The sequence below is a fragment of the Limosilactobacillus sp. genome (assembly GCF_051873035.1).
Lineage (GTDB): Bacteria > Bacillota > Bacilli > Lactobacillales > Lactobacillaceae > Limosilactobacillus.
Genome location: NZ_JBJEEL010000025.1, coordinates 1 through 12,047, shown reverse-complemented (window position 1 = coordinate 12,047; position 12,047 = coordinate 1). Strand labels below are relative to the sequence as shown.

The window sequence follows — 12,047 nt, the reverse complement described above, 5'->3', positions numbered from 1 at the left end:
CTGCTTAATTTACGTCATTAAATTCGTTCAAGTTATTTCTTGCAATCTGCCTTATATAAAAATCTGGCAGCATCAAGTGCAGAATAAATTCTCTTTTCATCTAAAATATTGAACATGAAGAAAACGACTGGCAGGTCGTTTTTATATTTGTGTCATTTCGTAAAAAAAGGAAGAAGCATTCAGAATTTCTTTAAAAATTACAAATGCTTCTTCTTTTAAAAGCTTATGTTACTGCTCTTTTTTAGTTATTTAACTTTTAATTAGCCTTCAAAGGCATCCGTCAATGGAGGTACCACTTGCTTCTTCCGGGAAACCACCCCTGGCAGGTTCATCCGGTTTTGGTCATCCAACTTGTGGTTGAAAGCTGCTTCAACCTTGTCGGTGTGATCACCAACTACCAGTAATTCTGAATCACTATTCAGAATGTTCGTTGCGATTAAAATAAAGGTTTCGTAACCATTTTGGTCCATTAATTCCTTCATTTGCTTTTCCAGGTCTGCTTGCCGCTTGAAGACATCATCCAAGTCAACCGCGTTAACTTGACCGATCCGTAGCTTAGCCCCACCCAGTTCAAAGGTCTTGGCATCACCATCAACGATGTCCGTGTCTGACTTAGCATCAACGTTGGCACCGGCCTTCAGCATTTCAACACCGTACTTGTTGTAGTCAGCAACACCAGCAACCTTTGCCAGGTATTCAACGGCTTCTCGATCATGGTCAGTCGTCGTTGGTGAGTTCAACAAGAGCGTATCTGAAATGATGGCAGAAAGCATCATCCCCGCTAAGTTAGCAGGAATATCGATGTGCTTTTGCTGGAACATTTCCGTTAGGATCGTTGAAACACAGCCATAAGGACGTAACGTAGCCCACAGTGGCTGGGTAGTATTGAAGTTCGCAATCCGGTGGTGGTCAACCAGGTGGGTAACCGTCACTTTATCAATATCGCTAACACTTTGTTGCGGTTCGTTATGGTCGACCAGCATTACCTTGTTAACTTCGTTTGCGGCCGTCTTGATAACCCGTGGTGCCTTCAGACCGAACTTGTCCAAGGCAAATTTGGTTTCAGCATTTGGTTCGCCTAACGCAACGGCTTCCGTCTCATAACCCAATTGGTTTTGGAAGTATGAGAAGGCCATTGCCGCAGTAATCGCATCAGTATCAGGCTTTTGGTGGCCAAAGACTAATTCTTTTTCCATAAAGTAATTCCTCCATTTTATCCACTAGTGAGGCCAACCCCACTAGTGAAATGTTTTCAGTAACTATTCTATCATGATTAACCGTACTAGTGCGGCGATTGCCCAATTTATTTTAATTGATTAAGTTTGACTGCCTTTTTAAGAATCTGCCACATTTTAGCATGTTGCTGATTAAAGAAGCGGGGCGGCTCATCGTTTAAGGCAAAGTACCTGGTTTGCACCGTCTCGGTCGGCTTAGTAGCAAACTGGTGGTGATTAACAGCCCGGACAAGGTAAAAAGCATTGATCGGCTGTACCTGGTCACCGTTTGGATAGGTATACTGGTCATTATCTTGTAGTCGTAACAGTTTGACCGGTTCAACTAGTATTCCAGCATCCTCTTTAAATTCGCGTTTGACAGTTTGGGCAAAACTTTCGCCATAGGCCATGTACCCCCCGGGAAAGCCCCAGTTACCGGTATCAGCCCGTTCCTGTAGCAAGACTGCTCCCTGCTTATCTAATAACGCCCCCGAAGCACTCGTTAAAATTAGTGGCTGGTGGCCAACCGCGGCACGAATATCCTCAATGTATGCCATCTTATTTTCCCCCTATGAATTACGATTATCCTGAGCCTGGGTAAGGTAGTGCTTTAAATACAAGTGGCAGGCAACCATCCGTAAAACATTGTCCAAGGCTCGCTTTTCTTCACTGTCCTCCTGACCAATTTCTGGTAGGTCGGGACGTAGGCCAAATACGTACTGGTAGTTTTCTTCAAACTTAGCACAAAAGTAATCATAGGCAGTTGCCAGGGGATGCTTACGACGCCGCATCTGCAGCAACTGATGTAGATCGTCAGCCGATACCGCTGACCGGCAGGCTGCAATAAAAATTAATTCGGCCAACTGTTCACGGTTATAGAGACGCTTGGTGGGCCGCGAAATTAAGCCTCGTTTAACATAACTGCTAATGGTCGTGCTTGAGATCTGCAGGTCGGCAAGGCCATCGAAGGTACTGTTTAAATAACGCGTCACTTGCTCAAGGTAAAGTCCTAGTCGTGGTAGGTCGTCATAGCGTGGCAAAATCAGCTCCGGAATTGTTAGCCGAAGTTGTCGTTCGATTACCCCCATATCATCACCTCATTTTTTTACGGCGCTTACTTATTCAACAGCGACTGCTGCTCCGGCTCCGCAACCGGGTTAGTCTGTTTAACCCTAATTTTAACCGGTGTCCCCTGGGTCTCCGTATCCAATACAAAGGTCCCGTTGGATTTGATCGAACCAAGATGGTGGTCAGTAACCGCCACTTCTTGGAAGAGCGGCCGGTCAGTAATAATCTCGAAACTACCAGTAAAGTCAGCATCGTAAGCTAAGAAGTCGGCAACCTGGTGGGGATGACTCTTCAAGCGGTGCAGGACTAATTCGCCACGACGCGCCCGGGCACCAACCGCGATTTCATCGACTGGCATCTCCTTAAAGGCCCCGCGTTGGGTAATCGAAGCTATCCGCTGGCCATCGGTAACCAAGGCCAGGTCAGCCATTACGTCCCCTTCTTTAAGGTTAATGGCCCGGACACCAGCGGTCCGAATCCCGGTGACTGGAACGTCGGCCACGTCAAACCGGACCGCGTAACCGTCACGGCTAATGGCTAATAGTGAACGATTCTCATTTGTTGGCTCATAGTAATCCACGTTAACCACCCGGGCATCCGCACTCTTTAATTTAACCGCTACGCTAGCGTGGCTCTTGTAGCGCGAACCAGGCTGGTAATCAGTATAGGCGGATTGCTTAACCTGACCATCGGAAGTACCGAAGAGAAAGGTACCTGGCAGGTCCAGCTTATCAAAGACGAGGGCCTTGATAATTTCTTCATTTTCGGCTAGCCCAATTGTTTGTGAAATATGCTCACCAGTATCCTTCCACCGGACATCAGCTAATTCGTGAACCGGCCGGTAAATAACGTGTCCTAAGTTAGTAAACATAAATAGGTGCGCCAACGTATTGGTCGACGTGATTAATAGTGGGTAATCATCTTCACGCAAACCGTTCTCATCCAGCGCTGAAGCTTTAAATGACCGTAAACTACTCCGTTTGATATAACCGGCATGTGATACCAGGACAATGCAGTCTTCATTAGCAACGGTCACTTTAGTATCAATTTCAAGTTTTTGTACATGGTCCTCAATCTTAGTCCGCCGCGGGTTAGCAAACTCCTTTTTAACCGCCTGCATTTCTCGCCGGACAACCTTAGCCAACTCATTATCGTCATCAAGGATCAACCGATATTCGGCAATCAGGTCGGTTAGGTGCGCCTGTTCATCCTGTAATTCGGTGACGTCGGTGTTGGTTAACCGGTACAGCTGCAAGGTCACAATGGCCTCTGCCTGCTCACTGCTAAAGTCATACTGGTCAATTAAGTTTTGCTTGGCCGCTTTTCGGTTCTTGCTGGCCCGAATTGTTTTAATTACCTGGTCAAGAATGGAGAGGGCCTTGATTAACCCTTCCACGATGTGTAAACGGTGCTGGGCCTTTTGAAGGTTGTAGTTAGTCCGGCGCCGCACCACCGTCTTTTGGAAGGCCAGGTAGGAAGTTAAAATGTGCTTTAGTCCCACCCGCATTGGTCGTTGGTCGTCAATTGCCACCATATTAAAGTTGTAGTTAATCTGCAGGTCGGTATTCTTCAACAGGTAATTTAAGATTCCCTCGGCATTGGCATTCCGCTTCAACTCAATGGCAATCCGTAATCCACTCCGGTCGGTTTCGTCCCGAGCTTCTACAATTCCTTCCACCTTTTTAGCCAAGCGGAGGTCATTAATCCGTTTAACCAATTGGGCCTTATTAACTTCGTACGGGATCTCGGTGACGTTAATCTGTTGACGACCACCCCGTAAGTTTTCAATGCTGGTTTTAGCCCGGACGACAATTCGGCCCCGTCCCGTTTGGTAGGCCTTGCGAATTCCGTCGACCCCTTGAACAATTCCACCGGTGGGAAAATCAGGGCCGGGAATAAATTCCATTAACTTAGCTAGGCTAGCATCCGGGTGCTTGATCAAATAGATCAGTGCATCTAAAACTTCCCCCAGGTTATGGGTCGGGATTTCGGTTGCATAACCAGCTGAGATCCCCGTAGCACCATTTACCAGTAGGTTAGGAATTCGGGCGGGAAGAACGGTTGGTTCCTTCTCCGTATCGTCAAAGTTAAGGGTCATCTCAACCGTATCTTTGTCGATATCCTGAAGCATTAGTCCGGCGATTTTACTTAGCCGGGCCTCGGTATACCGCATCGCCGCTGCTGGATCGCCATCCATCGACCCATTGTTACCGTGCATCTCAATCAGGGGTTCCCGGAGTTTCCAGTCCTGACTGAGCCGGACCAACGCCTCATAAATTGAGCTATCACCATGGGGGTGGAAATTCCCCATAACATTCCCTACTGACTTAGCAGACTTCCGAAAGCCCTTGTCATAGGTGTTACCATCCTTGTTCATTGCGTACAGGATTCGCCGCTGGACCGGCTTTAGACCGTCCCGGATGTCAGGGAGGGCCCGCTCTTGAATAATCGACTTGGAATAACGGCCAAACCGCTCCCCCATCAACTGTTCAAGTGACATATTTTCAATCTTCGCGTCTCTCACAAAACTTGTTCCTTTCTCTTAACAAAACACTGGTTACCGGTTTAAGTGTTTCTTATCCGCCACCAGCTTGTCCGCTTCCTGGTCATCACTTAGGGTAAACTGAACGTTATCTTCAATCCATTCCCGCCGTGGTTCGACTTTACTCCCCATCAGGGTTGTTACCCGACGTTCGGCAAGTTCGGCGTCCTCGATCCGCACCCGAATTAAGGTCCGGGTCGCTGGATTCATCGTCGTCTCCCAAAGTTGGTCAGCATTCATTTCACCTAAACCCTTGAACCGTTGTAATTGCGCCGTCTTCCCCATTTTCTTAGTGAGTTTGGTAAGTTCATCGTTGGTCCAGGCATAGGTTATCCGGGTCTTAGCTCCCCGACCTTGCTGCAGACGGTACAGCGGCGGCAGGGCGATGTAAATCTTTCCCGCCTCAATCATTGGCCGCATGTACTTGTAGAAGAAGGTCAGTAGCAGGATTTGAATGTGGGCACCATCATCATCGGCATCCGTCATAATGATAATCTTGTCATAGTTAGAATCGGCCACGTCAAATTCTGAGCCGGCCCCAGCACCAACGGTATAAATAATGGTGTTTAGTTCTTCATTCTTTAACACATCATCTAACTTCGCCTTTTCGGTGTTTAACACTTTCCCACGCAAGGGTAAGATGGCCTGATATTTCCGGTCCCGCCCCTGCTTGGCAGAACCACCGGCAGAGTCCCCTTCGACTAAGAAGAGCTCATTTTTCTTGGCGTTTTTAGACTGGGCCGGGGTTAATTTTCCCGAAAGGTTCCGTTCTTTACGGCTCTTCCGCTTACCGCCCCGGGCCTGGTTACGGGCCTTCCGTGCTGCTTCCCGGGCCTCACGAGCCTTGAGAGCCTTACGGATGAGCATTTGGGCAAAGTCACCGTTTTCCATCAGCGCGTAATTCAACTGCTCACTGACAATATTATCGACGATTTTCCGTGCTTCGGGCGTCCCGAGCTTATCCTTAGTCTGACCCTCAAACTGGAGTAACCGTTCAGGAATCCGGACAGAGATTACGGCCGTTAACCCTTCACGAACATCGCTTCCCTCAAGGTTTTTAGCATTATCTTTTAAAAGGCCTACGCGCTTGGCGTATTCATTAAAGGTCTTCGTCCAGGCACTACGGAAACCAGCCTCGTGAGTTCCCCCATCGGGTGTGCGGACATTATTAACAAATGATAATAGGTTTTCTGAATAGCCATCATTATATTGGGCGGCAACTTCAACCTCGACCCCCTGGTCCTTACCATCAAAGTAAAGCGTCTTACCAAGGGTATCCTTTCCCTCATTGAGGTAGGCAACAAATTCTTGAATACCGTCCGCATACTGGAAAATGTCCTGTTTTTCTTGACCCGCCCGCTTGTCGGTCAGGATAATCTTAATCCCCTTGAGCAGGAAAGCGGATTCACGTAGACGATTGGCAAGCGTGTTGTAATCATAGGTCGTCGTGGTAAAGATGGTCGGATCCGGCTTAAAAGTAACCGTGGTTCCGCTCCCTGCTCGCGTCTTACCGAGCTTCTTGAGCGTTCCAATTGGTTGTCCACCATCTTTAAACTTCTCCTGGTAGCGGACGTGGTCGCGGACAATGGTCAACGTTAGGCGTGATGAAAGAGCGTTTACGACCGACGCCCCTACCCCGTGTAAACCACCGGAGGTCTTGTAGCCATCGGCCTGGCCAAACTTACCACCCGCGTGCAGGACCGTCATAATTACTTCCGGTGTCGGCTTCCCAGAGGCGTGCATACCAACTGGCATCCCCCGGCCATGGTCCTGGACGGTGATTGCATTGTCTGCTTCAATTGTTACGTTGATCTCGTCACCATAACCTGATAAGGCCTCATCAACGGCGTTATCAACTATTTCATAAACCAGGTGGTGAAGTCCACGGGCATCAGTTGAGCCGATATACATACCGGGACGTTTCCGTACCGCTTCTAGTCCTTTTAACACCTGGATTGATGATTCATCATATTTAACCTTTTTTGTGGTCACAAAATGACCTCCCATACCATTTTAACTAAACATATGTTCGATAAATCGATTTTATCATGGACGAGCCTAGCTGGCAAACCAGCTGGCTTTCGTTACCTAAAAATTGTTACAGTATTGATAATACTCAAATTACGGTCGTTTCGCAAACAACAATCGATTATTTGTTTATAAAGCTACCGTTTCCCCCTTAAGCATGTTATTCTAATTATTTGACAAGTAAATTTTGAGGAGATTTAAAATGTTAGTTAAAATCGTCGGCATGATCGTGGTGGCCTACCTATTGGGCTCTATTCCATCTGGCTTATGGATCGGTCAGGCCTTTTACCACAAGGATATTCGTCAACTGGGGAGTGGCAATATCGGTACTACCAACACTTTTCGGACCCTAGGACCTAAGGCAGGGGTTGTGGTGTTACTAATGGACGTCCTCAAGGGGACCCTGGCGGCTTCACAGCCTTACCTTTTAGGGCTTGGCTCTAGCGTTAATCCCTTATTGATCGGTCTTTTTGCCTCACTTGGCCATACCTTTTCCATTTTTGACCATTTTCACGGCGGGAAGGCCGTAGCAACCAGTGCCGGTATTTTGCTCGCCTACAACCCACCACTATTTGGGGTTGCTTGTGCGATCTTCATCGCTACCCTATTGCTAACTTCCATGGCTAGTGCTGCTAGTATCATTGGTATTACTGCTATTTTTATAATTGCCTTATTCATTCACGACTGGATATTAGCAATCGTGGCTGGTGTTTTAACCCTGCTCGTATTAAACCGTCACCGGGCAAACATTAACCGAATTATCCACGGGAATGAATCCCTCGTTCACTTTGGCCTGGTTTATTACTTAAAGCAACGTCACAAGTAAATTAACAAAGAGGCGCGTGACAGAAGCTGTTATAACTTCTGTCACGCGCCTTTTTAACTCTTTCAAATACTAACCCTTAATTAGAAAGGACGAATGCTAAAGTGGTAACTAGCTGCTTGGCCCGGTGCGAGACGGGACATCCCTTGCTTATGTAAAAGTAGGCCATCCGCATTAACATTATCGGCAATTCCCCACCATGGTTCAATGCAGGCAAAGTTAGCCTTCGCCGGGTAAGCGGACCACAGACCGACATACTGGGTTCCCGTCGTTTGAACGGTCACACCGTGCTTGCTGGTTGGATCCGTAAGTGTGGCCGCAAAGTCACTCCCCGCCGTCTTAAAGATAATGGCATCATGGTTAAAGAGCTCATGGTTAAGTTGCAGTGGTTGGTGCATATCGATCAACTGCGGACGAGCAGAATCATTGTATGGCCCCACCAGGACAATTCGCGAATATTCTTCTGCCGGGGTTACTTTAAATTCAACCTGCTCAAACCGGCCTGCTGACGTCAACGGCATGTTAAAGCCAGGGTGTGCCCCGATGGCATAGATCAGGGAATGGTCGGCCGGATTTTCTACCCGGTACTGAATTGCCAACTGGTCTTTGACGAGCCGATAGTCAACCTGCAGGATAAACTCAAAGGGGTATACCGCCCGCGTATCATCAGCAGACCGTTGCTCCAGTAAAACATGGTCATTCGCCTGTTCGACCACGCTGAACTGACGGTCCCGGGCAAAGCCGTGCTGGGTCTGGTGGTAAGTCTGACCGGCAAAGCGGTATTGGTCATCCTTCAGACGGCCAACAAAGGGGAAGAGGATCGGCGCTTGCCGGCCCCAACTTTTAGCATCCCCTTGCCATAAATACTCCAGCGGGCTCCCCGACCGCTTAATGCTGTGTAACTGGGCCCCGCGTTCATTAATCATCACCGTTAAGTTCTCATTTTGCAAAGTAATCATTACCACTCGCTCCTTTTGCTAAGCGTTTAACATTTAGTATAACTAACCATCTTCACCTACACAATAGTAAAATGTAACAGCGCTTTCAAGGGGTTATAAAGTAAAAAGCAGTAAAAGTTTTCTTAGCTTTTACTGCTTTTTTACTTACTTTTGCACATCTTCTTGGTAATCACCATTCGGACAAACTACCTGTTTGCCCCCTTTTACCTTCTTCTCTACCAAGAAGTGACCATCCTTTGGACAATTCCGCCCAATTGGCCGATCCCAAGAAACAAAGTCACAGTCAGGGTAACGAGAACAGCCGTAGAAGACCCGATTTTTCTTTGACTTACGCTCGACCACGGTTCCCTGATGGCAAACCGGACAGGTAATCCCGGTATCCTTTACGATGGCCTTAGTGTTACGACAGTTGGGGAAACGCGAGCAGGCATAAAATTTACCATACCGCCCCATCTTAATCACCATCGGCGCCCCACAGATGTCACAGTCAATGCCAGCTAGTTCATCCTTCATTTGAATCTTGGCTACCTGTTCCTCAGCGTCGTGTACTTCCTTAGAGAATGGTTGGTAGAAACTATCAACGACCTTAACCCAGTTCTGCTTACCAGCTTCGATCTGATCAAGCTCACCTTCAACTTCCGCCGTAAACTTGGCATTTACGATATCCGGGAACTGCTTTTCAATAATCTTATTAACAATTTCGCCGAGTTCCGTCGGTTCAAAGTGGCGGGAAACTAGCCGGACATAGTAGCGGCGCTGAATGGTATCCAGGGTTGGGGCATAGGTCGACGGCCGACCAACACCATTACTTTCCAGGGTCTTAATTAAGGCCGCTTCGGTGTAGCGGGCCGGTGGCTGGGTAAAGTGTTGAGCCGGGTTATCACTAAGCATTTGGGCCTGATCACCCGCACTCAGCTCGGGCAAAAGGTTATCCTTATCGTCCCCTCGCTTATAAACCTTGGTAAAGCCAGGAAATTTAACCTTCGAGCCGTTAGCCCGGAAGTCAACCCCGTTTTGCTGGAGGTTAACGTTCATCGTATCAATTACTTCCGGCGTCATTTGACTAGCGACGAACCGGGACCAGATTAGGCTGTAAAGCTTGTACTGGTCATTCGTTAGGTATGGTTTCATCTGGGCCGGGGTCCGGTGAACAGAAGTGGGCCGGATCGCTTCGTGGGCATCCTGGGCCCCTTCCGGTAGCTTACCCTTCACTGGTTTAACGGCGGCATACTCACCCCCATACTGTTCATGGATAAACTGTGACGCCTCGTGCTTGGCAATCGATGCAATTCGCGTGGAGTCCGTCCGCATGTAGGTAATGAGCCCTACCGGTGCCCCCTGCTTAATATCAATTCCTTCATAGAGCATTTGAGCAGCCATCATGGTCTTCCGCGTCCGGAAGTTAAGACGGCGGTTGGCGTCTTGTTGCATCGTAGAAGTGGTGTACGGTGGTTGGGGTTGGCGACAACGTTCCTTTTTCATTACCTTGGTGATCGCAAAATCCGCCTGCTTGTCAAGTTTACCGAGCACCTTCTGAACCGCGTCATTATTAGCCAACTTAACTTTCTTACCGTTTTCACCATAAAAACTAGCGGTAAATTGATCTTGTCCATGTTTAAAATCAGCATCGATTGTCCAGTACTCTTCGGGTTTAAAGTTCTTAATCTCGTTCTCCCGCTGGATAATCAGGTTTAAGGCTACCGACTGAACCCGGCCGGCACTCAGGCCCTTCTTAACCTTCTTCCACAGGATTGGGCTAATCGAATAACCAACCAGCCGGTCTAACACCCGGCGGGCCTGCTGGGCGTCCACCAGGTCCATATTAATGGTCCGTGGCTCTTTAAAGGCGTTTTTGACCGCATCCTTGGTAATTTCATTAAAGGTTACGCGGTTCTTTTGACTATCATCTAACTTTAAAATATTAGAAACATGCCAGGCAATGGCCTCCCCTTCCCGGTCCGGGTCAGAGGCCAGGTAAACCGCCTTGGCATTTTTGGCGTCCTTACGCAGCTCCTTAATTACATCCCCCTTCCCACGAATGGAAATGTAATCCGGTTGATAATTATTCTCGACGTCAACCCCCATCCGGCTCTTGGGCAGGTCGCGGACGTGACCGAGACTAGCCACCACCTTGTACGAACGACCGAGAAAACGGCCAATCGTTTTCGCCTTGGACGGTGATTCAACAATTACTAGATTCTTTTTTACTTTTGAGCGACGGCGCGTCGTCTTCTTTTTGGTGGCCGTCTTCTTCGTTGTTTTGGTTGCCATACAATAGGCTCCTCACATTTAATATTTTCTTCATTGAATACATCACTATTATTATTCCATGTGACCTGTGTCTGTCAAATGGAAAATCGATTTTATGATAATTTTGTGAGGATGGCAAGCAGTTAAAACTACAGTAAAAATTCATCCAGAATATCCTGGGCACGTAGAACCGGCTTAGCCCCAGCAGCAATCAATTCATTACAACCCAACGAACGAAAGGTGTCAATCCGCCCCGGGACGGCACAGACGGTTCGGTTTTCTTCCAGCGCTAAATTGGCCGTAATAATACTACCACTATTAAAACACCCCGTAATATCAACGATTACGGGGTGTTTATTTATGCATGTGTCTCATTTGTGTCTCAGCGCTCTGACTTCATCTATTTTCTAAATTGGTAGAATCGCAAGGCAATACTTAATTAAATTATACCACGAAGACCGTCGAGCCGGTCGTCTTGAATCTATGTAATACATGAAAGGATGATCAATATGACAAATCAATAACTATTAAACTACTCAACAACTAATATTTATTTGAGTTTATCATCGTCTAACGGTAAACAACTTGTATACGTAACATGTGACGACGATGAATTACGTTAATGCTCAGATTGCCGCTCAGACGACACGAAAAATAGTTTGACGTATACTCATACTCCCCATCGTTTAAATTCGTCTCATAGCTAAATTAAGACCGTCAAGACGGTCTACCTGATCTTATGTTAAAGAAAGGATGATGAACAACGAGTGATGAAGAATTAAACAACTTAAAATTTTATGATTACAAATCGGAAATGGTGGATGAATTGGAGGCCATACTCAAAGATTCAGATATTACTTTCAACGGCAAAAATCGAGGTGAAGCTTACGAAGACTTGCAAAATCTAGCATTTGATCGTGATATCACAGGAAACAGAACCGGTAGCTATTGGTGTAATGAGCTGAAAGCAGAAAGAGCGCTGCTTGGAAATTTTGATCTAGTACAAGATGCACTTGACGATTTCAGCATGGAGTCAATCGACTCACCAGAGTTATTTTCAGGCGAGCATTTAGACGTATTAGTCCGTGAACATCTCTTACCTTCTGTTATAGACGATGTACTGGACAAGCACAACATCGCTCCATTTTAATATAAGAAAGGAT

9 protein-coding genes and 1 pseudogene are annotated in these 12,047 nt (G+C 47.2%); 2 read left to right on the top strand and 8 right to left on the bottom strand.

Annotation, left to right across the window (positions count from 1 at the left end; translation table 11 throughout):
• Positions 1-260: 260 nt before the first annotated feature.
• The 5 genes from ACI31H_RS02715 to parE form a co-directional block, all read right to left on the bottom strand.
• On the bottom strand, positions 261-1,196 hold the full coding sequence (locus ACI31H_RS02715; RefSeq protein ID WP_439770462.1) for a manganese-dependent inorganic pyrophosphatase: 936 nt from the start codon (positions 1,194-1,196) through the stop codon (positions 261-263).
• A 107-nt stretch (positions 1,197-1,303) separates the two neighbouring features.
• Positions 1,304-1,771: an NUDIX hydrolase gene (locus ACI31H_RS02710; protein WP_439770461.1), complete on the bottom strand. Its 468-nt coding sequence runs from the start codon at positions 1,769-1,771 to the stop codon at positions 1,304-1,306.
• Positions 1,772-1,783: 12 nt separating this feature from the next.
• Entirely contained in the window at positions 1,784-2,302 is a 519-nt protein-coding gene (locus tag ACI31H_RS02705; RefSeq protein ID WP_439770460.1) for a DUF1836 domain-containing protein, read from the bottom strand.
• 26 nt (positions 2,303-2,328) lie between these two features.
• Positions 2,329-4,806: a DNA topoisomerase IV subunit A gene (gene parC / locus ACI31H_RS02700; protein ID WP_439770459.1), complete on the bottom strand. Its 2,478-nt coding sequence runs from the start codon at positions 4,804-4,806 to the stop codon at positions 2,329-2,331.
• 33 nt (positions 4,807-4,839) lie between these two features.
• On the bottom strand, positions 4,840-6,831 hold the full coding sequence (parE, locus tag ACI31H_RS02695; RefSeq protein WP_439770458.1) for a DNA topoisomerase IV subunit B: 1,992 nt from the start codon (positions 6,829-6,831) through the stop codon (positions 4,840-4,842).
• 223 nt (positions 6,832-7,054) lie between these two features.
• Here parE and plsY point away from each other — a divergent pair, with 223 nt between their 5' ends.
• Positions 7,055-7,678 carry a glycerol-3-phosphate 1-O-acyltransferase PlsY gene (gene plsY, locus ACI31H_RS02690; RefSeq protein ID WP_439770457.1) on the top strand — a complete coding sequence of 208 codons (624 nt, stop codon included), beginning with the start codon at positions 7,055-7,057 and terminating at the stop codon, positions 7,676-7,678.
• 80 nt (positions 7,679-7,758) lie between these two features.
• Here plsY and ACI31H_RS02685 read toward each other — a convergent pair whose 3' ends face one another.
• From ACI31H_RS02685 to ACI31H_RS02675, 3 genes and pseudogenes are all read right to left on the bottom strand, one after another.
• A complete protein-coding gene (locus ACI31H_RS02685; protein ID WP_439770456.1) occupies positions 7,759-8,634 on the bottom strand; it encodes an aldose 1-epimerase family protein in 876 nt (291 codons plus the stop codon).
• 144 nt (positions 8,635-8,778) lie between these two features.
• Entirely contained in the window at positions 8,779-10,905 is a 2,127-nt protein-coding gene (gene topA / locus ACI31H_RS02680; protein WP_439770455.1) for a type I DNA topoisomerase, read from the bottom strand.
• Positions 10,906-11,033: 128 nt separating this feature from the next.
• Positions 11,034-11,204, bottom strand: a pseudogene (locus ACI31H_RS02675) (DNA-processing protein DprA); the annotation flags it as partial.
• Between the two features lie 494 nt (positions 11,205-11,698).
• Here ACI31H_RS02675 and ACI31H_RS02670 point away from each other — a divergent pair.
• Complete coding sequence (locus tag ACI31H_RS02670; protein ID WP_439770454.1) at positions 11,699-12,034, top strand: hypothetical protein; 336 nt, start codon at positions 11,699-11,701, stop codon at positions 12,032-12,034.
• Positions 12,035-12,047: the final 13 nt, after the last annotated feature.

Bases quoted from the DNA above. Each gene is read 5' to 3' on its own strand.
- ACI31H_RS02715 (WP_439770462.1), bottom strand. From the start codon at position 1,196: ATGGAAAAAGAATTAGTCTTTGGCCACCAAAAGCCTGATACTGATGCG.
- ACI31H_RS02710 (WP_439770461.1), bottom strand. From the start codon at position 1,771: ATGGCATACATTGAGGATATTCGTGCCGCGGTTGGCCACCAGCCACTA.
- ACI31H_RS02705 (WP_439770460.1), bottom strand. From the start codon at position 2,302: ATGGGGGTAATCGAACGACAACTTCGGCTAACAATTCCGGAGCTGATT.
- parE (WP_439770458.1), bottom strand. From the start codon at position 6,831: ATGGGAGGTCATTTTGTGACCACAAAAAAGGTTAAATATGATGAATCA.
- plsY (WP_439770457.1), top strand. From the start codon at position 7,055: ATGTTAGTTAAAATCGTCGGCATGATCGTGGTGGCCTACCTATTGGGC.
- ACI31H_RS02685 (WP_439770456.1), bottom strand. From the start codon at position 8,634: ATGATTACTTTGCAAAATGAGAACTTAACGGTGATGATTAATGAACGC.
- topA (WP_439770455.1), bottom strand. From the start codon at position 10,905: ATGGCAACCAAAACAACGAAGAAGACGGCCACCAAAAAGAAGACGACG.
- ACI31H_RS02670 (WP_439770454.1), top strand. From the start codon at position 11,699: ATGGTGGATGAATTGGAGGCCATACTCAAAGATTCAGATATTACTTTC.